General features: G+C 38.3%; 20 protein-coding genes. 11 read left to right on the top strand and 9 right to left on the bottom strand.

Going from position 1 to position 24,461, the window contains the following annotated elements; all coding sequences use genetic code 11:
* Positions 1-43: 43 nt before the first annotated feature.
* The 4 genes from FY049_RS09310 to FY049_RS09325 all read right to left on the bottom strand — a co-directional run bounded on the left by FY049_RS09310 (position 44) and on the right by FY049_RS09325 (position 2,932).
* Positions 44-586, bottom strand: coding sequence for a gamma carbonic anhydrase family protein (locus FY049_RS09310; RefSeq protein ID WP_151957070.1), 543 nt, complete (start codon positions 584-586; stop codon positions 44-46).
* 133 nt (positions 587-719) lie between these two features.
* Positions 720-1,868, bottom strand: coding sequence for a D-alanyl-D-alanine carboxypeptidase PBP5/6 (gene dacC, locus FY049_RS09315; RefSeq protein WP_056512427.1), 1,149 nt, complete (start codon positions 1,866-1,868; stop codon positions 720-722).
* A 141-nt stretch (positions 1,869-2,009) separates the two neighbouring features.
* A complete protein-coding gene (locus tag FY049_RS09320) occupies positions 2,010-2,384 on the bottom strand; it encodes an MCR_0457 family protein (RefSeq protein ID WP_004721274.1) in 375 nt (124 codons plus the stop codon).
* Between the two features lie 182 nt (positions 2,385-2,566).
* Positions 2,567-2,932, bottom strand: a complete 366-nt coding sequence (locus FY049_RS09325; protein ID WP_004721272.1) for an MCR_0457 family protein — start codon at positions 2,930-2,932, stop codon at positions 2,567-2,569.
* A 116-nt stretch (positions 2,933-3,048) separates the two neighbouring features.
* Here FY049_RS09325 and surE point away from each other — a divergent pair, with 116 nt between their 5' ends.
* The 3 genes from surE to FY049_RS09340 all read left to right on the top strand — a co-directional run bounded on the left by surE (position 3,049) and on the right by FY049_RS09340 (position 5,805).
* A complete protein-coding gene (surE, locus tag FY049_RS09330) occupies positions 3,049-3,834 on the top strand; it encodes a 5'/3'-nucleotidase SurE (protein ID WP_151957069.1) in 786 nt (261 codons plus the stop codon).
* A 106-nt stretch (positions 3,835-3,940) separates the two neighbouring features.
* A complete protein-coding gene (locus FY049_RS09335) occupies positions 3,941-4,777 on the top strand; it encodes a peptidoglycan DD-metalloendopeptidase family protein (protein WP_004820715.1) in 837 nt (278 codons plus the stop codon).
* A gap of 95 nt (positions 4,778-4,872) precedes the next feature.
* On the top strand, positions 4,873-5,805 hold the full coding sequence (locus tag FY049_RS09340) for a LysR family transcriptional regulator (RefSeq protein WP_004721269.1): 933 nt from the start codon (positions 4,873-4,875) through the stop codon (positions 5,803-5,805).
* Between the two features lie 137 nt (positions 5,806-5,942).
* Here FY049_RS09340 and FY049_RS09345 read toward each other — a convergent pair whose 3' ends face one another.
* Positions 5,943-7,154 (bottom strand): acetylornithine/succinylornithine family transaminase, encoded by a 1,212-nt coding sequence (locus FY049_RS09345; protein WP_446083585.1) that lies wholly within the window; start codon positions 7,152-7,154, stop codon positions 5,943-5,945.
* Between the two features lie 165 nt (positions 7,155-7,319).
* Here FY049_RS09345 and grxD point away from each other — a divergent pair, with 165 nt between their 5' ends.
* Positions 7,320-7,661: a Grx4 family monothiol glutaredoxin gene (gene grxD, locus FY049_RS09350; protein WP_004721264.1), complete on the top strand. Its 342-nt coding sequence runs from the start codon at positions 7,320-7,322 to the stop codon at positions 7,659-7,661.
* 227 nt (positions 7,662-7,888) lie between these two features.
* Here the strand turns inward: grxD and FY049_RS09355 are convergent, their stop codons facing one another.
* Positions 7,889-10,528, bottom strand: coding sequence for a Lon protease family protein (locus FY049_RS09355; RefSeq protein WP_166782653.1), 2,640 nt, complete (start codon positions 10,526-10,528; stop codon positions 7,889-7,891).
* 181 nt (positions 10,529-10,709) lie between these two features.
* Between FY049_RS09355 and FY049_RS09360 the strand changes: the two genes are divergently transcribed.
* From FY049_RS09360 to rpmE, 4 genes are all read left to right on the top strand, one after another.
* On the top strand, positions 10,710-12,905 hold the full coding sequence (locus FY049_RS09360; protein WP_446083586.1) for an AmpG family muropeptide MFS transporter: 2,196 nt from the start codon (positions 10,710-10,712) through the stop codon (positions 12,903-12,905).
* 289 nt (positions 12,906-13,194) lie between these two features.
* Entirely contained in the window at positions 13,195-13,596 is a 402-nt protein-coding gene (gene gloA / locus FY049_RS09365; RefSeq protein WP_056512413.1) for a lactoylglutathione lyase, read from the top strand.
* Between the two features lie 351 nt (positions 13,597-13,947).
* Complete coding sequence (locus tag FY049_RS09370; protein ID WP_004820726.1) at positions 13,948-14,928, top strand: bile acid:sodium symporter family protein; 981 nt, start codon at positions 13,948-13,950, stop codon at positions 14,926-14,928.
* 227 nt (positions 14,929-15,155) lie between these two features.
* A complete protein-coding gene (gene rpmE / locus FY049_RS09375) occupies positions 15,156-15,380 on the top strand; it encodes a 50S ribosomal protein L31 (RefSeq protein WP_004721254.1) in 225 nt (74 codons plus the stop codon).
* Positions 15,381-15,526: 146 nt separating this feature from the next.
* Here the strand turns inward: rpmE and FY049_RS09380 are convergent, their stop codons facing one another.
* The 3 genes from FY049_RS09380 to epmB are packed head-to-tail and all read right to left on the bottom strand — an operon-like array spanning position 15,527 to position 20,528.
* The gene (locus FY049_RS09380; RefSeq protein WP_446083587.1) at positions 15,527-17,764 is read right to left on the bottom strand and encodes an EAL domain-containing protein; all 2,238 of its coding nucleotides are present in this window, start codon (positions 17,762-17,764) and stop codon (positions 15,527-15,529) included.
* The gene (locus FY049_RS09385; protein WP_034612070.1) at positions 17,746-19,497 is read right to left on the bottom strand and encodes a hypothetical protein; all 1,752 of its coding nucleotides are present in this window, start codon (positions 19,495-19,497) and stop codon (positions 17,746-17,748) included. Before FY049_RS09385 ends, FY049_RS09380 begins: the two co-directional genes overlap by 19 nt.
* Positions 19,498-19,511: 14 nt before the next feature.
* Positions 19,512-20,528: an EF-P beta-lysylation protein EpmB gene (gene epmB, locus FY049_RS09390; RefSeq protein WP_004721248.1), complete on the bottom strand. Its 1,017-nt coding sequence runs from the start codon at positions 20,526-20,528 to the stop codon at positions 19,512-19,514.
* Between the two features lie 340 nt (positions 20,529-20,868).
* On the opposite strand from epmB, the gene efp reads away from it, so the two are divergent.
* The 3 genes from efp to FY049_RS09405 all read left to right on the top strand — a co-directional run bounded on the left by efp (position 20,869) and on the right by FY049_RS09405 (position 24,271).
* Positions 20,869-21,438: an elongation factor P gene (gene efp, locus FY049_RS09395; RefSeq protein ID WP_004721246.1), complete on the top strand. Its 570-nt coding sequence runs from the start codon at positions 20,869-20,871 to the stop codon at positions 21,436-21,438.
* A gap of 398 nt (positions 21,439-21,836) precedes the next feature.
* The gene (locus FY049_RS09400; protein ID WP_446083588.1) at positions 21,837-23,936 is read left to right on the top strand and encodes a carbon starvation CstA family protein; all 2,100 of its coding nucleotides are present in this window, start codon (positions 21,837-21,839) and stop codon (positions 23,934-23,936) included.
* 32 nt (positions 23,937-23,968) lie between these two features.
* On the top strand, positions 23,969-24,271 hold the full coding sequence (locus FY049_RS09405; protein WP_004721243.1) for a YbdD/YjiX family protein: 303 nt from the start codon (positions 23,969-23,971) through the stop codon (positions 24,269-24,271).
* Positions 24,272-24,461: the final 190 nt, after the last annotated feature.

Below are 24,461 nucleotides of genomic sequence, written 5' to 3' on the forward strand. Positions count from 1 at the left end.
TAATCAATATGCTTTAAAAGATGTTTATATGTTTGTTATATCCCTAATCATTCGCTTCTAAATATTGATTTGCTACTTTGACATAGTGTCTTGCGGAATAAGGCAAAAATTCCTTTTCTTTATCAGTTAAAGGTCGAACCTTTTGTACTGGGCTTCCCACATAGAGGTAACCACTTTCTAAGCGCTTACGCGGTGGAACCAGTGAGCCTGCACCAATCATGACATCATCTTCAATCACTACATCATCTAGAACAATGGTATTAATTCCCACTAAAACACGGTTGCCAATGGTACAACCATGTAAGGTGACATGATGTCCAATGGTCACATCTTCCCCAATCACTAAAGGTGAGCCATTGGGTTTAGCATCATTTTTATGACTGACATGTAACATGCAATGGTCTTGTACATTAGAATAACGACCAATTTTGATGTGATTGACATCAGCACGAATCACTGCAAAAGGCCAAACAGATACATTCTCCGCCAAAGTTACTTCACCGATCACAACGGAGAGATCGTCAATATAACAAGTTGAATCAATTTTAGGATGATGACCTAAATACGAACGAATATTTTTTTTCATGTTGGCTTCCATGTCAAAAGCAAATTTAACCAGTGTATTTTTACCGAGTATAAATTAAAAAGGCATCCAAATCTGTGATCAGGATGCCTGTGCTTTAGTCTAATAGATTCAATATTAGGTTTAAGCGAATAACTTAGAACAAGTTGCTAAAGAACATTTTGATATGGTCGATTAAGCGAGAGAAGAAGCCTGCTTCTTCTACAGCTTTTAAAGCCACTAATGGTTTTTCAGCAATCACTTTACCATCTAAGGTTGCTGTTAATTTACCAACGACTTGACCTTGTTTTAATGGTGCATTTAAGTTGGGTTGAACAGTGACTTGTGTTTTGATTGCATTGGCTTGACCTTTAGGCATGGTCACATTGAAGTTTTCAGCTAAACCAATTTGTACATCATTTTCTTTACCAAAATAAACTTTTGCTTTAGCAAGCACTTGATTTGCAGGTTGAACGCTGACCGTTTCAAAGTTTGAATAACCCCAAGATAACAATGAGCGTGTTTGGCTCGCACGTTCATTCATAGACGGTGCACCAAAAATCACTGAAATTAAACGCATTGGACCGCGTTTTGAAGATGTGGTTAAGCAATAACCAGCTTCCTCTGTATGACCTGTTTTTAAGCCATCAACACTTGGGTCAGTATAAAGCAAGGCATTACGGTTACCTTGTTTAATCCCGTTGAAGGTAAATTCTTTTTCAGAATAAATAGGATAATATTTTGAACTGTCATGAATGATATGTTTAGCAAGTACCGCCATATCTTTTGCAGTGGAGTAATGACCTTCAGCAGGCATACCTGTTGCATTGATAAAGTGTGTATTGACCATGCCCACACGTTTGGCTTCTTGGTTCATTGCATAGGCAAATGAACCTTCATTACCTGAAATATGTTCAGCCATTGCTTTAGATGCATCATTACCCGACTGGATAATAATACCTCGTAACATTTCTAAAACTGTTGCAGTACCATTTAACGGCACATACATACAAGATTCAGTACTGCTACCACGACACCATGCAGACTCATTCATGCGAACTTTTTCACTTTCGGTCAGTTCGCCTTTAAGAAGTTTTTGCTCAATGATGTAACTCGTCATCATTTTCGTCATCGAAGCAGGAGCTAATTTTTCATTTTCATTCTTCGATGCAAGAATTTGACCTGTCTCATAGTCCATTAAGACATACGATTTATTATTTAATTCTGGCGGAGTGGTTAAGACGGTTGCTGCATAAGAAAATGAAGGTAAAAGTAATAATGCAGCAATGGCGCTTTTTCGAGTCATTCTAGGTCGTTCCAATCGTTATATGAGCACAAACAGGCTAGCATTTTAGGGCAAAGCAAAGCCGACTTCTATAAGGAAAGTCGGCTTATTTCTTACTTATTGTAACTAATTCAATATTTGTTGAATAAATTGCAGAAATCGTTATGACTGATAGTTACTAATGTCATTACAAATTGCTGTGTTTTCAGTATCACCCGCTTTTTTAGCATCACTTTTTGCTTCTTTTAATGCTCTTTGGAAATCTTTTTGCTTGGCAAGTGATTTTAAGGTTGCTTTAGGATCTTTGTCATTAGGCATATAGTCTTTAAGTAAGTGATCAAAACCTTTATTAAACGCAGCGTCTGTTTTAATTAGACTCGGGCAGATATCCGACAATACATAAATTGCAGCCAATTCTTCTTTAGATACTTGTTGCTGTGTGACTTCGATTTTGTCAGATGCGGCAAAAGCATGGGTCATAAACAAACCACTTGCTGAAACAAGGCTTAATGTAAGCATTTTTAAAGTCATACGCATAAATAACCTAATCAATTTTTAATTTGAGAACCTGCATAGATTAAACGTAAAAACTGTGAAAAATATAGATAAAGTGTATCGATGTTGTAGATTTATTTGAAATTTTCGCAAACTGAACAATGCAAAAGATGTCAAAAAAGGGTTTTTTAACATCGCATTGGGGGGAGGTTTTTTATCTTATGTTAGTGTGGAAGTTCAAGCACATCTGCACATACTGCTTTGTGTTCAGCTTGATCAACTTCTTTGGCACTGGTTTGTGCTTCTTTGAGTACGGTTTGGTATTCTGGATCTTGTTGAAGCTGAGTCAATGTTGTAGGTTTAGACAAATCCTTTAATAAGGTTTGGGTTAAACTTCCGATTTTAGTTTGAAATGCAGGGTTGTTTCCAATTAACGCTGGGCAAACTTCGGCAAGCACCTGTGTTGCGGCAATATCCTCTTTCACAATTCGATCAGATTCTTGTGAAGTTAATGTTTCTGAAAATGCAGATTGTGCGCAAAGTGTGATGAGTGCGATAGAAATAGTACGAGTAAGAGAACGTGTAATCATCTTTATAGTCACAAATTAGATTTAAAATTGAGTAAGTAACTATATATAATTGTTCAATAAATTTGAATTAAATTACTCGGTAGTCATTTAATAATTTTTAGTCAGAGAACTTTTTAGTGAATATTTTAGTTGCCAATGATGATGGTGTTTTTGCACCAGGTATTCAAGCTTTAGCAAAAGCATTACGACCATTAGGTCGAGTTGTTATTGTTGCGCCAGAAAGTGAGCGCAGTGGTTTTTCAAGTGCATTAACCCTAGATCGACCACTTCGACCGATTCAAGTTGCACCAGATATGTGGGCAGTAAACGGCACACCTGCTGATTGTGTTTATTTGTCAATGAATGGTTTATTTGATTTTGAGTTTGATTTAGTTGTCAGTGGAATCAATAGTGGTGCAAATTTAGGTGACGATGTCCTTTATTCTGGAACCGTAGGGGCGGCATTTGAAGGACGGTTGATGAAACAGCCTGCAATCGCAGTTTCATTGGCAGGCAGTAATGTACGTTCCTATGACCACCCTGAAGATTATGCGCAAGCCGCAAACTGGGTTTACAACTTTATTGCTAAGGGCTTACCCGAGCTGCCTCCACGACATATCTTAAATATCAATATTCCAGATGTCGCAGAAATTTTAGGGGCTCAAATTACGTATCAGGGTCGTCGTATACAATCAAAACCAATGACCAGTCAGGTTGACCCGCGTGGTCGTCAAGTCTATTGGATTGGTTTGGCGGGTGAAGCGGTGACAGATCCCCAAAAAAACGCACAAAACCTGCAATCTGACTTTTTTGCCATTGCCAATGGTTACGTCAGTATTACGCCAATTCAGATGGATGCAACCAATTACACAATTCTTGAAACACTACAATCACAACTCTCACATAGTCATTTTGATGTATGAGTGTTATAACTTTGTGAAAAAGCACTGTTAAACAGTGAAATACGTGTGTATTTTGCTAATCTTAAGCAAATATTTTTAAATTTTAAGATTGTAGAGAGGGAAATCAATGCTTTTGGCTCGATCAACACTTCCAATTCAAATGCCTAAGCGATGGATGAAAATCATTTTGTCCACAATAGCAATCACCTCTACCATAGTGGTGACTGGGTGTGCATCGAAGCCTCAAATTAATAACCCTACACGTTATGCTGTTGCACCTGACTATTACACAGTTCGTTCTGGTGATACCCTAAGTGCAATCTCTATGCGTTATGGTTTGAGTTATCTCAGTGTTGCTGAAATGAATGATATTGCTGCGCCTTATCGAATTTATGTAGGGCAGTCATTACGTTTGAAAAAAGGTGGGGGTAATGTCACCCGATCTACAACGAAACCGTTGACGAGCAATGAACCACAAATTCAACGCCAAACGATTAAGTTACCAACGCAGCAGCCGACGTCGCCAACTGGCACAACGACGGCTCAGCCAGTAACGCCACCGCCTGTACAAACGACGACGACAGTACAATCAACTCAATTGAGATGGGTAAAACCATCAAATGGATCTGTTATTGCAAATTATAATATTGCGAATAATATTAAAGGAATACGTTTTGGAGGGAATCAAGGTGATCCAATTTTTGCCGCAGCAGATGGACAGGTGGTTTATGCTGCAGATGGATTAAAAGAATATGGTAATCTTGTCTTAGTAAAACATATTGATGGTTACATTACTGCATATGCTCATAACAGCAAAATGTTGGTGAAAAGTGGTCAAACTGTGACAGCAGGACAGAAGATTGCAGAGATGGGATCTTCAGGTGCTAGCAGTACCATGTTGGAGTTTCAGGTACGTTTAGATGGCAAACCGATAAACCCAGCAAATATTTTACCAATAAATTAAATATTTTAATGCAAAGTGTAATTTTCTTCGTATAATACAATGAGTTGTTTTGAACAAAAAAGTGTGAAACAGCTCATAATTTCAGAGGGAAATTTATGTTAGATCAACTTCGGGCAATGGGTGTATTTGCTTGTGTTGTTGAAAAAAGCTCTTTTAGTGGTGCCGCGCGTGACCTTGGCATTACGACTAGTGCGGTTAGTCAGCAAATTAGATCTCTAGAACATGAAATGGAAGTGACACTTCTACATCGTTCTACGCGAAAGCTGAGTTTAACTGAGGCTGGTCAAGCTTTTTTCCACAGTTGTCAAGAAATGCTCGCTGCCGCAGAGCGTGGAAAAATCCGCATTAATGAGTTGCGCGATGATTTAGTTGGGGATTTGCGTATTGCGACAACCCCAGAAATAGGAGCAACACATGTTGTTCCTGCTTTATCGCATTGGATGTCTGCACATAGAGGTTTGATGGTTCATTTTGAAGCAGATAACCAATATATTGACTTGATTCAAGAGCGTATAGATATTGCTATTCGCATGTCTTCAAAAATCGAAGATGCGAATAACTTGAGTTGTATGCCACTTGCACGAGTCGATCAGATCTTAGTTGCATCGCCAAGTTATTTAAATCAAACAGCACCTATTTCACGTCCTGAAGATTTACAGAATCATGATTTGATTCCGATAAATATCATGAAAAATTCTCAACATTTTTCATTTCAGCATGGCGCAACTGGTGAAGTTGTTAATTTAGAAATGAAGCATCGTCTTCAGACAAATAACGTATTTGTTGCAAAATCATTGTGCCAACATGGGCATGGTATTGCGCGGATCCTTTATTTAGATGTGCAAAAAGAATTAATGAACGGAACATTGGTTGAAGTGCTTCCAGAGTGGAAATTACCAACTTTCACTTTAAGTGCTGTGACCTTAAAGCGTGAACAGCAGCCGATGAAAATTCATCGTTGTTTGGATGCTTTGAAACAATATTTTAGCCAGTTACCTGGTGGTAGAATTTTCCAAGAAGCTTCATAGAGTCAAAGTTCTAATTCTAATAAGTTCTAATAAAAAAGCCGCTTTAAAGCGGCTTTTCTATATCTGCAATTTTATACGCAATGATGATGAAACCAAAAGAGATTAACAGGTTAATCTCTTAAAGCGTTTATACACACTTAGGCAAGGAACTCTTTAATTGCAGGCACTAAGCGTTTTAATAAATCATCTGCTTGTTGATGATTCATATTCAAAGCCGGCAGTAAACGCACCACATTGCCTGAAGTAACGTTAATAATTAAATGATGCTTATCACGTGCAATGTTTACTAATTCGGCACAGTCTTTAGGTAATTCGATACCAATCATCATGCCGAAACCACGCACAATCACATTTTGCTCTACAAGTTGAGCACGGAACTGATCGACCAGATATGCTCCAATTTCAGCAGCATTTGCAACGATGTTTTCTTTTTGGATCAAGTCAATCACTGTGTAGACAACGCGTGAGCCTAAATGCGTACCACTATAAGTAGAGCCGTGATTTCCCGCAGCAAGTACCCCAACACCACGACCTTGTGTCATCACAGCACCAATTGGGAAACCATTTCCTAGGCCTTTTGCTGTGGTTAAAACATCTGGAATAATATTGGTATGTTGATAAGCAAAGTATTTACCGGTACGACCATTACCTGTTTGGACTTCATCTAGCATCATCAACCAATTATGTTGATTACAAATACGACGAATACCTTCAAGGTAGCTAAAGCCTTGAGGTGCGGTATTGACACCGCCTTCACCTTGGATCGGTTCGACCAGAATTGCCACAATGTCAGGATGCTGAATAGCGGCTTCTTCAATGGCTTCTACATCGCCAAAAGGCACACGAATAAAGCCTTCAACTAATGGTGCAAAACCTTCTTGAACCTTTTTATTGCCCGTAGCTGAAAGCGTTGCAAGGGTACGACCATGGAATGATTGATCCGCAACAATGATTTTGGGATTAGAAACACCCTGTAAGTGACCAAATTTACGTGCAATTTTAATTGCACCTTCATTTGATTCTGCACCACTGTTTGAGAAAAAGATTTCTTCCATACCCGAAACTTCAGCCAGCTTTTGCGCTGCTGCAGTTTGCCAAGCGACTTCGTAAATATTGCTGGTATGGATTAATGTAGCCGCTTGTTCTGCAATAGCCTCTGCCAGCACAGGATGAGCATGTCCTAAGCCACACACGGCAATACCTGTCAATGCATCTAAATACTCTGTACCATTTTCAGTATAAAGATAAGAACCTCGTCCTCGTACAAAGCTGATCGGTTGACGGCTGAATACAGGCATCAAATGTGAAGGTTGATCAGTTTGTACCGGAGCGAGGGTGATGTTATTCATAACTAACTCTTATCTGTTAGGAGTGGAAAGGGTAAAGGATTATCTAACCAAAATATGCGCAAGATTTAAAGCTTTAATATAAATAAAATTGGAAATAATCGTCTAGACATATTCTTTATTGTGGATTTAGGTATAATGCAGGCAGATGAGTTGAGGATTTAATCAATGACTGAACAAGCGCGTGATACAGAAGCGTTAATTCGCGATCAAATAGCTAAACATGCAGTACTTCTTTATATGAAAGGTACTCCGCAATTCCCACAATGTGGTTTTTCTGCACGTGCAGTTGAAGCACTTAGCCAAATTGGTCGTCCATTTGCTTATGTAAATATCTTGGAAAATCCAGATATTCGTGCAACTTTGCCACAAATTGCAAATTGGCCTACATTCCCGCAATTGTGGATTAATGGCGAATTGATTGGCGGTAGCGACATTATGCTAGAAATGTTCCAAAATGGTGAATTAAAACCATTGATTGAGCAATATAGCCCAGCAGCAGATGCTTAATAAGTAGATGATGTAGAAAAAGCACCAGAAGGTGCTTTTTTATTGGCTAAGCTTTATGTTGTTTTCACTTGGCTGAACTGATCAGTTGCCTAGACGAGATTATGTCGTGACTGATGCACTGTTTCAATCTTTGTTTGTTTTGAATATTTAACAAATTATCAGAATAAATTAGACAAAGCTTTGAATATTCAAAGCTTTGTCTATCTGAAGTTTAGCCAAGAAGCAACTTAAGCTGACTTGTGCTTATTTTGTTTTGCCGCAACTTCGGTTTGGTTTTCGTCAGTAATGATGCTTGCTGATTCAGCTTCTGCCTTTTTCTGTTTTTTTCCTTTGTTCTTTTTTTTCTTTTTCTTTGGCTTTTGCTCTATTTCAACGCCATCTTCCAAGGCTTGCCAATATTCAAGCTGTGCCATCACTGCTGCATAGATTGAACCTTTGGTATAACGACCTTTCTTGTCTAATGTTCCAACAGGACGTGCCATTAGGATTTCTAAAGCTTGATCAATGGTGTCAATTGCATGTATATGGAATTGCCCCTCATTGACAGCCTCAATCACATCATGGCGAAGCATTAAATGCTGCATATTCTGACGTGGAATAATCACCCCTTGTTTGCCTGTTAATCCTTGGAGTTTGCATGCATCGAAGAATCCTTCAATTTTTGCATTGACCCCACCAATAGGCTGAACTTGACCCAATTGGTTCATCGAACCTGTGATCGCCCACGATTGATCAATAGGCAATTGGCAGATTGCGGAAATCAATGCAGATAGTTCTGCAACCGTGGCACTGTCACCATCCACTTGACCATAACTTTGTTCAAAGGCGAGGGCAGCAGAGAAATGCAAAATCTGTTCACGACCAAAATGAGCCTTTAAGAAGCTCGACATCAGCAAGACACCTTTGGCATGTAATGAACCACCAAGTTCTACACTGCGCTCGATATCTAGAATGTCACCGCCACCTTGGTATACAGAAGCGGTTAAGCGTGAAGGTAGACCAAACTCAACATCAGCATAGTGGATCACGGATAAAGCATTGATCTGACCCAAGCGATGGCCGCGTGTCTCAATCAGTTGGGTACCACGTGACAAGTCTTGCCAATAGAGTTCTCTTAAATAGCCTAAGCGATATTGACGATGTTTAAGGGCAGTGTTGATATGATGAGAGGTGACTAACTTTTCATCTGACTGTGCAGCGTGATGATGAGATTCACGGATCAAGTCACCTAGGGTCAAAGCATGTAGAGACAATGAACTCTGGTCTTCAGCTTGGCGACTTGAATCTGTTAGTAATGCCGCCAATGCTGAGCGATCAAAAGGCAGTAATTTGTCTTGTTGAACATAGTCTGCAATCAGTTGCATATAAGCTTGTTCATTATCATCATTACGTTGCAGGGTATCGGTAAAATCAGCACGAATTTTAAAAACGCTGCCTAATTCTGGCTCTAGTTCTAAAATTTCATAATAAATTTCAGGTTCTGCCAATAAAACCACTTTTAAGTTGAGTGGCACAGATGCTGGCTCAATTGAAATACTGCCCGTTAAAGTCAGCATGTGCTCAAGAGAGGATAGCTTTAATTGTCCTGATTTTAATGCACGTTTTAGCCCTTGCCATGCATAAGGCTGTTCTAACAGCTGTTCTGCTTCTAAAATTAAAAAACCACCATTGGCTTGGTGCAATGAGCCTGGGCGAATCAGAGTAAAGTCCGTGGTGATGGTGCCATTTTGCGTCAGCTGTTCAACATGTCCCAGTAAATTATAGTGTGTTGGGAAGTCTTCAAAAATAACTGGTGCACCAGAGTTTGGCTTATTGCTGACCACAACATTGGCTTGGTAACGTGAAGGAACCCGATTAAATAAAGCAGGAGAGAACTCTTCACCTTCTTGGTCTAAAATCGTTTCAACATTTTCAATGATATCTGCTGCAAAATGTTTTAAGTATTGATCGAGTCCATGAACGGTTTTAAATTTACTTAAAATTAAATCAATACGAGGAATCACCACTTGTTTGGCAATATCACGATTCAGTTCAGAAACTTGATCACGTGCATCATCTTCCAAATCGCCGAGTTGTAGACCAAGGCGCTCAAGCTTTTTATCCATATAACGCATATTGGAATTAATTTCTGCGCGCTGTTTACTGTCAAGCGCATTAATATCTTCCTGTGACATTTCCAATACTTTGTCATCTTTGACATGGATCGGCACAAAAATATGTTCATCGTTACGATTAATCAGTTTTAGGTCGAGGTCTTCGCCTTCTTTGGTCAGTTCAACTAAAGCCAGTTGTTGCTCATTCCCCGTAATTTGACGAATGCGTTCAATACGATTGTGATACGTTTCGGCACTAAAGCGACGTTCAAGTTGCTTGAGAATGGTTTGCCATGCTTGATGGATTAAAGCTTGAAACTTACTGCCTTGGCCTGCTTGAAAACGCAGTGCAATCGGTTGTCGTGCATTTTTAAAATTATAAACATAGACCCAATCATCAGGCGTTTGCATGGTTTTGGCATGTTGTTGCAGCAAGCGCTTGATCATGGTTCTTTTGCCAAGACCTGCCGTACCCACAGCAAAAATGTTGTAGCCTGAATAAGGTAAAGCAATCCCTGCTTCTACAGAGGCTCTAGCGCGATCTTGCCCTAAGAAATTATTTAAAGGCTTGATTCGCTTGGTTGACGTAGGAATCTTGCTCAGATTGGGGATATGCGTCAGTTGTTCTGATTTTAATGCGGTTTGTGTCAACGTGTTTTGAATTTCCGTTTGATCAAAAGCAGATGGAAAAATCGTTTCAGTTTTTTGTATTGGGGTTGCAGTCGTCGTAATTGAAACAGTAGTAGAGCTTAATTGATCGTGTCTTTGGGTCACAGGTGAAATCCAAAACTTATATGGGTTGAAAAGTTAAAGGTATACAGGATTGGGGGTAAAGATCAAGCGCCAAAAGCGGAAATATCTGTAAAAGCGCTCATCAGTTGCATAAAAGTGATTGAAACTCTAAGCATTAAGCGGTTGAATAGCACTATTTCATTTTTCAGAAAATAACAACGCAATGACAACGCAATTATCTCAGCAATCAGCTGAGCAGAATTCCACAGCAAAAAATGGATGGAAATCTGCTTTTGCCGCTTTTATCGATCGGCGTGCTGCAATTATGCTCTTTCTTGGATTTTCGGCAGGTATTCCAATTCTGCTCATTTTCTCAAGTTTATCTTTATGGTTAGGTGAAGCCGGAATTGAAAAAAGTGCAGTAACTTTTTTTAGTTGGGCAGCGCTGGGCTATTCGTTTAAATTTGTATGGGCACCGCTGATTGATGAATTACCCGTCCCGATACTCACCAAAAAACTGGGGCGGCGCCGTGCTTGGTTGTTGATTGCACAAGTACTGATTATCTGTGCGATCTGTATTATGGCGTTTTCTGATCCAGCTTTGGGCCAAAGTTATATTTACCAAATGGCTGTGGGGGCAGTATTACTGGGGTTTTCCGCAGCAACACAAGATATTGTGATTGATGCCTATCGAATCGAGCTGGCTGAAACCGAAATGCAAACGGTGTTGGCATCGACCTATAACGCAGGCTATCGTTTAGGGATGATTCTAGCTGGAGCGGGCGCTTTATTTCTTGCTGCTTCTTTGGGGACTGCAAAAGGGAACTATATTTATGAAGCGTGGAAATATACTTATTTAACGATGGCGCTGGTGATGCTAGTGGGCATTATCACCACTTTAGTAATCCGAGAACCCTTGGTTAATCGAGTTGATAAACACTATAAAAATATTGATTACTATCGTTTAGTTTTGGTCTTTATCTTGGCTGTGGCGAGTTTTGTTTGTTTATATATTTACTCCGATGACATGGTTCAATATCTGCAAGCGACTTGGCAAGTCGAAGACAACTTGCTGAAGTTTTTAATGGAAGCAGTACGCTTTTTAGGTTCAGGTCTCGGTGCAATTCTTGTTGCAACATCGTTGATTCGTTTTGGTGTAGTCAATAAAAAAATGGCCTACGAGACTTGGGTTAACCCGATTGCTGATTTTTTTAAGCGTTATGGGGTAAAGCTAGCATTGGTTTTACTGTTATTGATCGGTTTTTATCGAATTTCAGACATTATTGCGGGTGTTATTTCGAATGTTTTCTATCAAGATTTAAACTTTACCAAAGAGCAAATTGCAGAAGCCGTTAAAATTTACGGGGTTATTTTTAGCCTATTGGGTGGTTTTTTAGGTGGCTTACTTGCGCAACGTATGAACATTATGAAATTGATGTTTGTCGGTGCTGTTTTAGCAAGTTCAACCAATTTGATCTTTATCGGGTTGGTAAAATCTGGTGCACCAATGCAAGCTGTATCTGTACAGGTTGGCGATAAGAAATTTCAAGCTCAACCTGATGAAGTAGGCTATTGGAAAGTTTCTGTGCCTGGTCAGGACTTGGTAAGGGAAAATACCATTCATATCAAAGCAGCATTGGTTGATCAGGCTGTCGCGAATGAATATACGGTGCCCTATTTAAAAGAAAATGCCAAGCCCCAAATTCAATTGTTGCCTATTACCAGTGACAATCAATTGTCTGAAACAGAAGCAAAGCAAAGTATTGTGGTTAAGGGGCAGATTGCAGGAATACCTGTATCTGAGCTTAATCCAGATCAGCCGATTACCCTTAAACTCGATGGCAAAACATATCCTGCAAAATTAGATAAAGATGGTTTGTTTAGTGGTGCGATTGACGGTAAAGCCTTATATGCTTCTGGCTCAAAAAACGTGATCGCCGTGGTCAATTATCAACACGCACAAGCAGCATTAAGTACTCAACAAAGCTATCAATTAACAACGATAAAAAGTGATATCGATGTAGATGTTCAACCAATTCCAGTGATCAAAGCGGATTCATCTGCAGCCGTTGAGATTAAGGGTAAAGTGATTGAGAAATATAGTTCTGGTTGGCTGTATTTTGCCATTGTTGTCGATAATTTAGCTTCTGGTTTAGCGGGTGCAGCATTTATTGCGTTCTTGTCTAGTTTGACCAGTGTGTCATTTACAGCAGTTCAATATGCGATCTTTAGTTCATTGATGACGCTTACACCTAAGATTTTAGGCGGGTATTCTGGAACAATTGTCACCCACATTGGTTATCCTAAATTCTTTTTAATGACCACCTTAATTGGTATTCCGATTCTATTGCTTGTGTTGTGGGTTGGAAAATTATTGCGAGAACATCAAGCGCAAAAGGTGGATCAATCCATCGAGTAAGCGACTGAATTACTCAAGATAGATTTATGATGATCGCAAGAGCCTATTTTATCTTATAGATAAAGTAGGCTTTTTTAACAGGATGAGAATTTGAATCATTGGATTGCTAACACATTCAAACAGCTTATTCGAAAGATAAAGCTGTAGTGTTCATCTAAAATAAGCGGTTATTGCTTAAAAATAATCCAGAAGACGACATCATTGATCAGCTGAAATATAGATAAATTGAAATATTGAACTGTATTGCCTATATTGGCAGATGATATCTGATCAAACAGGAAAATAAATCATGCGCATGTTGCATACCATGTTACGAGTAGGCAATTTAGAACAATCTTTAGCGTTCTATACTGAAGTTCTCGGTATGACATTACTTCGTAAACGTGATTATGAAGAAGGGCGGTTTACTTTAGCATTTGTGGGTTATGGTGATGAAGAGCATCATACTGTATTAGAGCTTACCCATAATTGGGATACTGCAAGTTATGAATTAGGTAATGCTTATGGACATATTGCCATTGGTGTCGATGATGCCTATAAAGCCTGTGAAGAGATCAAAGCACGTGGTGGTAATGTGGTACGTGAAGCTGGACCTATGAAAGGTGGTGTCACAGTCATTGCTTTTGTTGAAGATCCAGATGGCTATAAAATTGAATTGATCCAACAAGATCAAGATGCACGAAATAATTGATCATTTAAAAATGATGCGGGGCTATTGTTTATTTGGCAAAGACATATCAATAAAGATCTTTCATAAATCAAAAAATGATCATGTGGAGTGAATTATATTGGTATTGAAAGTTCCTTCTCCCTATGGGAGAAGGTTAGGATGAGGGTGCTTTTATGTTGATTTATGATTTTAAAAAGCACTTATGAAAGAAGTCTAATAGACCTTAAATTAACTTGATATGTGTCGTAAATAAATAGTGAACATTTAGCCAAATGAGTAGCTTTATTTATTTCGCTCAGTAAGATTGAATTTTACCCGATAGTAAAATTTAACTACTGGGCTTTTTCATGTTTAAAATACAGGACGTTGCTTATGAAAATGTTGAAATTATTAGCATTGGATCGCTTTACGATACTTTTAATCGCGATGGTGGTTTTAGCTTCTATTTTACCGATTTCAGGTCAGGCAGCGCTTATCTTTGGAAAAATCACCACAATTGCGATTGCGATTTTATTTTTCCTACATGGCGCAAAATTATCACGTGAAGCCGTGATTGAGGGGATTTTGCATTGGAAATTGCATGGATTGGTTTTTGCTTTTACTTTTTTAGTTTTTCCTTTATTGGGACTAATGGCTAAACCTGTGCTTGAACCTTTGCTGGGGCAACAGTTGTATTGGGGTTTTCTGTTTATGTGCTTTTTGCCGTCGACAGTACAATCGTCAATTGCATTTACCTCTGTTGCAAAAGGGAACGTGGCAGCGGCTGTATGCAGTGCCTCATTTTCAAACCTGATCGGTATGTTTATTACTCCGATTTTGGTGAGCATATTTATTTTCGGTCAATCTAAGCATAATTACGATCCAACTTCTTCTATTATCGAAATCACCTTGTTGTTATTGGTTCCATTTGTTTTAGGGCAAGTATTACGCCCCTATGTATTTCCATTGATGCAGAAAATGCCAAAGATCGTCAAAGTTTTTGATCAAGGCTCGATTTTGATGGTGGTTTATGGTGCATTTAGTGGGGCAGTGGTGGCAGGTTTATGGCATCAGGTCAGCTTATCTACATTGATTTACCTCACCTTGGCATGTTCGATTCTACTCACGGTGATTATGCTGTTGGCGTTGTATGTTCCAAAATGGCTTGGATTTAGCAAAGCAGATCAGATTTCAATCTTCTTCTGTGGATCGAAGAAAACCCTTGCCAGTGGTGTGCCTATGGCGCAGATTTTATTTATTGGGCAGCCTTTAGGTATGATTGTGTTACCGATTATGATTTTCCATCAAATCCAGTTAATGGTTTGTGGGGTGATTGCAAACTATTGGTCAAAGCAAAAACATTCTGACGAATAAATTAGTATCGATTGGCTCGCAATTTATAAATATTTCGAGTATAATCTTGCCCACTTGTTGTGCTTAGCTCTGACGCTTATAGTCTCGGTGGGCCAAAAGAAATGGTCTGTTGTGGTGTTAACCTGCTGGTTTTTAATTTAAATCTGCTTTCCTCAAAGTTTTATTAGATTTTGAGAGTGGTTAATTGCGATGACAGCTAAACCTTTCTTAACTTAGGAGAATCGACCATGCGTGCCGATATTCACCCAAAATACGAAAAATTAGTTGCTACTTGTTCATGTGGTAACGTTATCGAAACTCGTTCAGCTTTAGGTAAAGAAACACTTTATCTAGACGTATGTTCAGCTTGCCACCCATTCTATACTGGTAAACAGAAGAATGTTGATACTGGCGGTCGTATCGATAAATTTAAACAACGTTTTGCTGGTATGTCACGTTCTGTTAAGCGTTAATACGACAAAACATAAAAAACGGGCTTTAGCCCGTTTTTTTGTTGCTGAATTTTATCTCGTGTTGATCTATTTCAGGATCAGACAAAGTGATAGATTTAAAAAAAGGTTGAGCATTTTAAACGCTCAACCTTTTTTAGTATTAGAATTTATTGATCTTGAACATCAGTCAAGTGATCCAGTTTCTTCTGGAAATATTCGCCTTGCAAGAATCTGACATCTACATTCCAAGCATTTGCAAAAGAGTTCATATCATTTAGATTTTTCAGTAGCAATTCAATTGGCTTGATCGCATGATACTTTTCAAGGATATGCTGGAATTGCGTCATAGTCGCATCACTATTAAGCTGCTTTGTAAATTTCTCATCCAGCGTTAATAAGCTTACATCCAATTGTTTTAAGATCGCTTCACTTGAAATACTCGAACCAAAACGTCGAATTGAAATTTCGGCACCATGATCACGTAAAACGCCTATTTGCTTTTGAGTTTCTAAGATATTTTTTGCAATATCTTCTTCATCAAATTGTAAAATCAGTGGATGAGATTGGCGGCTTCCAACAATGGTCAATAGTTTAGAAATAAGCTCAGGGAACTGTTTGTCATGGAACAGCACATGACGATTTAAATTGACGATTAATTTTGCTTCTGGATATTGAGTGATAAAGTTATGTAATTGCTTACATGCTTCGACTAAAATCCAGCGATCTAATTTAATTGAAAGTTCAATATCATCATCTAAATCAATTAAATTACTTACTTTTTTCCACTGATTTTCAAAAATAAAACCGCTACTGACTTCATAGGTATTTAAATTGCTATCTTGTTTGTCATAAAGCTGCTGGTATTTTAGCTGAATCTCACCTTTTTCAAGAGATTGAGCAATTTGACCAAGAATCGCGGAGGTTTTAAAGATATGTGGCGCTGGTGTTTCTTGAATTTGAACTTGTTTCTCTACAGCTGTATTTTCAACTTGAGGTTTTGGGGCAAATTCAATGGAGTTACTTTGCACTTGCAGCGGTTCTGCTTGATCTAATTTTGGTTCAAGCAATGACAATTCAATTTTAGTGTCCTGTAAAGTTGCCGTTAATTGTTGGTCGGATACAGAGTCTTTTTTTGCCAGACGATGATTATAAGCTTGTTCTAAAACGTCGTTAAAACTTGCTTCTGTAAAGCTGTTTTGCTGTATGTTTGAATAGCCAATCTTGATATTCAGTGGGTAAGTATGACCATCAATTTCCAATAATTGTGGTTTTTCTAAAGCATGCAGCCCATGAATACGAGATTCTAAAATGGTATCAGACTCAGCTTGTAAAATCACTGCATACAACAACATATCAATTTGATATACCGTGGTATTGGTTTGTTCTTGAATGAAGTTTTTAAAGCCATCTAAGTATTGAACGGCTGTTTTCCAAGGAGAAGTTAAAATATTCTCAGGACAAGCGGCAAAGCTAAACAGTACCAATGCATTCGATTTGGCAGGTTGGTTAATTAAAGCGTACTGAATTTTTTGCAAACTACTTGCGACAGCACTGATGTTTTTCTTATTCGATTCGGAGGGTTGTGTTTGCGGTTTTTGACTTGCAGAATTGATTTCAATGGTGATTTGGATACAGTCTTCTTCATCTGAAGGCAGAAATTCAATTTTTAATGGATTTTCTGATTTAGCATTGCTATTCAGTGTATCAATTTCAAAACGTGCTAAATCAAAATTACCTTGAGAAATCTTTTTAAAACGTTGTTTAAAATCATTGATATTCTTCGGTTTTAAAATATCTAATATCGGCAATCCGATAATTTCTGCTTCATCTTTTAGACCAAACAATTTTAAATATTCAGCATTGGCTTGGGTATGGATACCTTCCTGAATTAAGGCAATCGCTTTATGTTGTTCTTCAACCAAGGCTTGGGCTTGATTCTTTGCACTTTCAAGATCGTTTAAAAGGTGCTTTTTCGCTTGTAAGGTACGGCTATATGACAACGCACGGATTAAGCTAATGTAAAAACGATCGGTATATTCTAAATTAACGACATCATAGATGCCTTTTTGAATATAGGATTGATATTGGTTGGTTTGATAATCTTCAGGTTCTAAGAACAAAACAGGCAGATCAATATCAGCAGAGGCTTGAATCAAGGTAATAGCTTGCTCAATCTTGATGTCATAAGCACGACCAAAAATAATCAAGTCCCATGAGGTATTGAGTTGTTTTTCAAAACTTTTTAAATCATCCAATAAAAGCGCTTGTACTTGATGATTCTTACTTTGAAAAAGATCAATAATTTGATTATAACGAATCTGGTTATCATCAATAATGAGTAATCTAGTTTCAGAGAGTTTTAATTTTTTCGATAATAATAAATTTCTCACTTTAAAGCTTCCCATACATCTTGATTATTCAAATTGGCAGATTGGTGTTGAATGAATTGATCAATGCGGTCATTTTCTTCATCATTGATCAATTCAAATTCGTACTGAATAAAGCTCTGGGTAATTAACAATGTTTTTGTTAAATACACCTTAATTTCTTCAGTGTCTAAACGTAGATAAATTGCTTGCTGTTCTTTGAAGAACGGTAAATTTGGCAAAATAATAGAAACGTTGGATTCATTTAAATTTTGCACTTGAACCATAAGGCAAGGGTGGTAGTTAATCGTCGAACGATCAGCTGGAACTTTTACCGCACATGGGTAGATGTCTTGAGCTAAAACCTCTAAACCCACTTCATAGGTTTTTTTAACCGATTGTTTGATCCAACGAATGATCGCACCTTTCCATTTGTCATTGAGACTTTCGTTGACCAAGATAAATTCACCCGTGCGTAAATTTCGTGGGGTTTCATCTGACCAGCGAATACGATAACCGTTTACACTAATATCCAGTACTTGGGTTTGATAGATCTGTTTTGCTTCACGGTCTAAAGTTTTGATTTGTCCTAAGTTCGATGCAGTGCTTGAACCTGTTGAAATCGATGAATGAATATTGGACTCAGACTGAAATGCATAATTATTATTTAAATTAAGTGTTTCATAGAAATTTTTAGCTTTGGATAAATAGAAGTGTGCGGTTTGTAAGCTAAAACAAATTTGAAGTTGTGCAGAGTATTCATAACGCTCATGTTGACGTTCAGTTGTTGTACCCAAGACATTTTGCACATGAAATTTTAAGGCAGCAGATAAATAGATTTGTTCATTTTTAGACAGATATTCGTCTTTATGAATCGTTGAATTAATATGTTCGAGCAGATTCTGTGTAGAAATATATAGAGAAGTACGGAAATTCGCATGTTGTTTGCGATTATAAATTGGTGGAACGTCTTTAGAGCCATCAATCACATAACGCGATAAGCTGGTTTCTCTTGGTAAAATTTGGATCAGTTTGACCCAATCAAAAGTACATTGATAAAGTGCTTGTGTTTCTGAAGGGCGAATCTGGTGCGTATTAAAAATATCCAAAAGCAGCACTTGCGCATAGGCTTGCTGGATATTTTGAATGGTAAAGTGTGTACCTTGTAATTGGTTGATATTGATATTAAATTCTTGGTTTTTAACCGCAAGCTCATAAAGATGATGTGTAGTGAGCCATTGATGGGTCAATGGACCACTGTAGAGCATTTGCTGTTGAACCAACAATAAACCAAGTTGTTCTAAAGCATAAAAGGTTGCAAGTGTACGGGCTGTTTGTAAATTTCGTTTTTGTTTGAAATTAAAAAATGAGAATTTATTTGAAACCAGTGTCTGATGACTTCTTCGCACAATATTGATATAGACGTTGGCAAAATAGGTACGAATTCTAGAGGATAAATCAATAATATGTTCAATACGCGCATTTTGAGAAAGACCTTGATTTAAGATGTTTTTTTCAAGGCTGGATAAAATGCTTTCGGTAATTGGGTGCAAAACTTGAATTAAATCAAAGCGTAGCATTTCGCTACAATCGAGTTCGCTGATTTCACAAATGGCTTTTAAGACCGACTCTGAGGTATCGCCAAGTTGCATAATAGATAGTGTGGCCACCCATGCATTGACAGATGCCACCGAATTTTCTGCAAAACTTAGACTTTCTCGTTGTAGAACCGTGATATTTTGAAAAATTTCTGAAATTTCTTTATTTATCATGAGCATTTCAACTCTTAAAAGGTTGTGACTCCAAACAGCGGTGTTTTATTATTTTCTCCCGCGACTTCTCGAACCAATTTAGGAACTAGATAACCCGGTAAACTGGCCAATACATCCTTATAAATCTGATCAATTTTTTCCGCCCCTAAATCGAAATGATGCGCACCTTTTACTTTATCTAAAACATGAAGATAATACGGTAAAATTTGTGCTTCAAAAAGTCGTTGACTTAAATTAACGAGAGTTTGTGCAGAATCATTCACACCTTTAAGTAAAACGGCTTGATTCAACACAAGAATATTTTGTTTTGCTAAATGAGATAACTTTGCACAGGTCAAATTATCTAATTCTGCAGGATGGTTCGAGTGTACCACTAGAATTACACGTAGCCTACTGTTTTTCAATAAAGAAACCAGCTCTTCATCGATTCTTTCTGGAATTACAATTGGAACGCGTGAATGAATTCTCAAGATCTTAATCTGACTGAGAGATTCTAGACGTTCTATCCAAGTGGCTAATTTTCGGTTAGATAAAGTTAATGGATCGCCACCACTTAAAATCACTTCATTGATTTCAGGATGAGCTTCTAAATAGCCTTTAATGTTCAACCAGTCTTCATTTTTAGGTAAATTTTCTTGGTATGGAAAATGACGACGAAAGCAATAACGGCAATGCACGGCACATGCACCAGTGAGGGTCAGTAAAAAACGTGATTTATACTTATGTAAGACCCCAGCAATTTGATTGGCTTGTTCTTCATCAAGCGGATCTGTGACAAAGCCTTCGTGTTCTTCCATTTCCAGATGATGTGGTAAAACTTGCAGTAAAAGCGGATCTAGGGGATTGCCAACTTCCATCTTTCTGACAAATGCACGGGGCACACGTAGTTTAAATTGTCCAGACGCAAGGATTGCACCAGACAATAACTGTGCTTTAGAAAGTTCAAGTATTTCTAACAGTTCTAATGGGTCAGTAATTAAATCACTGAGTTGAGATTGCCAATTTTGCTCTTGATATAAGTAATTTAACATGCCACGTGCAATAAATAGTTGAAGATAGGGGAAAGCGGGTGGTATTGCTTGTTCAGATTGAATCTGTCAGGTTCAATCTGAAATGTTTCACTGGAAAAATGCTTTCAGTACAGCTGATTTGTATTGAACAGCTGTGAATCACCAATGAATCGAAGATTTTACCCTCAATCTGACCGAACATGGGTAATTTTTCATTGCTTCACGATGTATTGCTCATTTAGAATACGAAAAATGTAAAATACATTCTTTGCTGTTTGGAATGATCACTGTCACAAATCGGGTGATTTGCTGATAGCATCGCAGTAGAGATTTAAATTAGTAAGTTCGGAGTGTGCCTTTCATGGCCTATTATTCTACAAATGATTTCAAAGCTGGCCTAAAGGTTATGCTTGATGGTAACCCATGTTCAATCATGGAAAACGAATATGTAAAACCAGGTAAAGGTCAAGCGTTTAACCGTGTAAAACTACGTAACCTAAGATCTGGCAAAGTATTAGAAAAAACTTTTAAATCAGGTGAATCTTTAGAAGCAGCTGATATTGTAGAAGTAGAAATGGATTATCTCTACAACGATGGCGAATTGTGGAACTTCATGGATCCAGTATCTTTTGAACAAATTGCTGCTGATAAAGTTGCAATGGGCGATGCTGCAAAATGGTTAAAAGACGATTCAAACGAAAAATGCACAATTATGCTATTTAATGGTATTCCATTAAACGTTAGTGCACCAAACTTCGTTGTATTGAAAATCGTTGAAACTGATCCAGGTGTACGTGGTGATACTTCAGGTGGTGGTGGTAAACCAGCTAAACTTGAAACGGGTGCAGTTGTACGTGTTCCATTATTTGTACAGCAAGAAGAAAGCGTTCGTGTAGACACTCGTACTGGTGATTACTTAGAGCGTGCTTAATCATTTTATTGAAAAATGATTAAGCTAAGGGATGATGAAAATCATCCCTTTTTTATTGCGCATAGCTTGAGTTGGTATACGGCTTTTTAAAAGTACACGCCTTTATAAAAATAGCGAACATCGGCTAAATTTTCGACTAAAGTCGTAGATCGACAGCCTATAATTAATAGTAGAGTCAGAGAGTCGGATAATTACATTGATGATAAAAATAACAAAGTCGCGATTTAAGTCACTGTGATGTCATGCTAATAGTACATATTCAGACCAGTTTTAATGCCAAAGTCTTAGATGAAAACAAAAAAATGAGGAGTAGAGTCACCAAGGAATGAGTCACGGAAATGCATTACGCTTTATAAAAACAATGGAACTGCTTTTTGTAATCAAGATGTGAGGTTTTAATGGAAAATATTCAAACAAAATCATCACCCTTATCAAAATTGATCTGGGTGATTGTCGCCATAATTGGTGCAGTATCTTTTGGAATACTTGCAGTCAGCAAGGGTGAGCATGTCAACGCGGTTTGGCTAGTGCTTGCAGCGATATGTGTCTATAGCATCGCATACCGTTTTTATAGCTTATTTATTGCGACCAAAGTTTTTGAACTGAATCCTCGGCGATTAACACCAGCACATCGTTTAGCAGATGGCTTGGATTATGTCCCGACCAATAAATATGTACTTTTTGGTCACCATTTTGCTGCTATTGCAGGAGCGGGGCCATTGGTTGGGCCTATTCTTGCTGCTCAAATGGGTTATCTACCAGGAACAATTTGGCTTTTGGTCGGGGTTGTTCTTGCTGGTGCAGTTCAGGATTTCTTGGTTTTATTTATCTCTACACGTCGAGATGGGCGCTCACTTGGCGAAATGGCAAAGCAAGAGCTGGGTTCATTTGCAGGTGTGGTGGTGATGCTTGGCGCATTAGGTGTGATGATTATCATCCTTGCCGTATTGGCATTGGTGGTGGTGAAAGCACTGGCACATAGTCCATGGGGTGTATTTAGTATCGCAGCGACGATACCGATTGCCTTATTTATGGGCATCTATATGCGTTATATCCGTCCGGGTAAGATTGCAGAAGTTTCTATCATTGGTTTTGTGTTAATGATGGCTGCAATTGTTTATGGTGGAAATGTTGCTGCGGATCCTTATTGGGGACCATTTTTCACCTTAACTGGAACACAACTCACTTGGGCACTCATCATTTATGGATTCGTGGCTTCAGTTCTCCCAGTTTGGCTGTTGTTAGCACCACGTGATTATTTATCAACATTCTTGAAAATTGGTGTAATTGCGGGTTTAGCAGTGGGTATTATTGTTGCAATGCCAATGTTAAAAATGCCGGCTGTTACGCATTTTGTTGATGGTACTGGTCCTGTATTTGCTGGATCTATGTTCCCATTCTTATTTATTACCATTGCTTGTGGTGCGATTTCTGGTTTCCATGCCTTAGTTTCGTCTGGAACTACACCTAAACTGATTGATAACGAAGTCAATATTCGTGTCATTGGTTATGGTGGTATGTTGATGGAATCATTTGTTGCAATCATGGCAATGATTTGTGCAACAGTGCTTGAACCGGGTGTTTATTTTGCGATTAATACGCCAGCAGCAGTATTGGGTACTACAGTAGAGAGCGCAGCAGAAGCAGTACGTACACTTGGTTTTGTGGTTACACCTGAGACATTGAGCTTGCTGGCAAAAGAAGTGGGTGAAAGTACGATTCTTTCGCGTACTGGTGGTGCGCCAACATTTGCAATTGGTATGGCTCATATCATCACGGATATTTTTAATAATCGTTCAATGATGGCGTTCTGGTATCATTTTGCGATCTTATTTGAAGCGCTGTTTATCTTAACTGCTGTCGATGCAGGAACACGCGCATGCCGTTTTATGGTACAGGATACGGTGGGTATCGTTGTTCCAGCACTTAAAAACTCACACAACTTTGTGGGGAATATGATCGGTACAGCGGTTGCTGTCGCTGGATGGGGCTTCTTTGTTTATCAAGGTGTAGTCGACCCGCTTGGTGGTATTAACAGCTTATGGCCTTTGTTTGGTATCGGTAACCAAATGCTTGCGGCAATGGCTTTGATCTTAGGTACAGTGATTTTATTTAAAATGAAGAAAGAGAAATATGTATGGGTCACCATTATCCCAACAATTTTCTTATTCATTACCTGTATGACTGCGGGTTGGCAAAAAATCTTCCATACCAATCCTAAGATTGGATTCTTGGCTCAAGCGGATAAATTCTCAACAGCAATTGCCAATGGTGAAATTTTAAAACCAGCCAAAACACTTGAAGAAATGCAAACCATTGTATTGTCCAATCAAATCAATGCTGCACTGTGTGCATTCTTTATGATTGTTGCGATTGTGATGTTGTTTGCTGCTATTGGCGCAATTCGTCGTGCATTGGCAAGTCCTACCCCAACAGTAAATGAAGCTCCAGCGGTATATGCAGATCCTGAAGAAGTGTCTGTTTCTAAATCACACTAAGTTGATATTGCAGATAGAGTGAGAGGTGAGTGATGAAGCTTAAATTTGCTCAAGGTGGTAAAACGGTGATTTATAAAATCATCAAGATGACCATCATGTCGCAAAAGGAGCTAATTTTTAATCCTAAAAATTGGTCTAGAATTGCAACATTATGGACACGCTTACAACAAAGTTTCCGTTTGATGGTGGGTGTTCCAGATTATCAAAATTATCTGGAACATATGAAAAAGCATCATCCCGATATGGATGCAATGGATGAAAAGACTTTTCATCGCTATTGTGTAGATGCCCGCTATCCAACGGCTGGTGGAACAATGAAGAAGTGTCCGTGTTGATGGAAGGTATAAGTTGATTTAAAGCTTAAATAGAAACGGCACTTGGGTGCCGTTTTTTATTGAATATGAGCGAAGTGATTTATCGGTTTAACGCAATAACAGCACACTTCATGATGAGACTTGTCGTATAACTGACAGTTGGCAAAGTCTAACTCCGCTAGAATCATGCAATAGATATAAATGAAAGGAG

Source organism: Acinetobacter sp. 1125_18A (genome assembly GCF_052824985.1).

What these genes read in the sequence shown, in the direction of transcription:
- FY049_RS09370 (WP_004820726.1), top strand. Translation starts at nt 13,948, where the DNA reads ATGAAAATGTTGAAATTATTAGCATTGGATCGCTTTACGATACTTTTA.
- epmB (WP_004721248.1), bottom strand. Translation starts at nt 20,528, where the DNA reads ATGTTAAATTACTTATATCAAGAGCAAAATTGGCAATCTCAACTCAGT.
- FY049_RS09335 (WP_004820715.1), top strand. Translation starts at nt 3,941, where the DNA reads ATGCTTTTGGCTCGATCAACACTTCCAATTCAAATGCCTAAGCGATGG.
- FY049_RS09380 (WP_446083587.1), bottom strand. Translation starts at nt 17,764, where the DNA reads ATGGGAAGCTTTAAAGTGAGAAATTTATTATTATCGAAAAAATTAAAA.
- rpmE (WP_004721254.1), top strand. Translation starts at nt 15,156, where the DNA reads ATGCGTGCCGATATTCACCCAAAATACGAAAAATTAGTTGCTACTTGT.
- grxD (WP_004721264.1), top strand. Translation starts at nt 7,320, where the DNA reads ATGACTGAACAAGCGCGTGATACAGAAGCGTTAATTCGCGATCAAATA.
- efp (WP_004721246.1), top strand. Translation starts at nt 20,869, where the DNA reads ATGGCCTATTATTCTACAAATGATTTCAAAGCTGGCCTAAAGGTTATG.
- FY049_RS09345 (WP_446083585.1), bottom strand. Translation starts at nt 7,154, where the DNA reads ATGAATAACATCACCCTCGCTCCGGTACAAACTGATCAACCTTCACAT.
- FY049_RS09385 (WP_034612070.1), bottom strand. Translation starts at nt 19,497, where the DNA reads ATGATAAATAAAGAAATTTCAGAAATTTTTCAAAATATCACGGTTCTA.
- dacC (WP_056512427.1), bottom strand. Translation starts at nt 1,868, where the DNA reads ATGACTCGAAAAAGCGCCATTGCTGCATTATTACTTTTACCTTCATTT.
- FY049_RS09360 (WP_446083586.1), top strand. Translation starts at nt 10,710, where the DNA reads ATGACAACGCAATTATCTCAGCAATCAGCTGAGCAGAATTCCACAGCA.
- FY049_RS09310 (WP_151957070.1), bottom strand. Translation starts at nt 586, where the DNA reads ATGAAAAAAAATATTCGTTCGTATTTAGGTCATCATCCTAAAATTGAT.
- FY049_RS09405 (WP_004721243.1), top strand. Translation starts at nt 23,969, where the DNA reads ATGAAGCTTAAATTTGCTCAAGGTGGTAAAACGGTGATTTATAAAATC.
- FY049_RS09325 (WP_004721272.1), bottom strand. Translation starts at nt 2,932, where the DNA reads ATGATTACACGTTCTCTTACTCGTACTATTTCTATCGCACTCATCACA.
- gloA (WP_056512413.1), top strand. Translation starts at nt 13,195, where the DNA reads ATGCGCATGTTGCATACCATGTTACGAGTAGGCAATTTAGAACAATCT.
- FY049_RS09340 (WP_004721269.1), top strand. Translation starts at nt 4,873, where the DNA reads ATGTTAGATCAACTTCGGGCAATGGGTGTATTTGCTTGTGTTGTTGAA.
- FY049_RS09400 (WP_446083588.1), top strand. Translation starts at nt 21,837, where the DNA reads ATGGAAAATATTCAAACAAAATCATCACCCTTATCAAAATTGATCTGG.
- FY049_RS09320 (WP_004721274.1), bottom strand. Translation starts at nt 2,384, where the DNA reads ATGCGTATGACTTTAAAAATGCTTACATTAAGCCTTGTTTCAGCAAGT.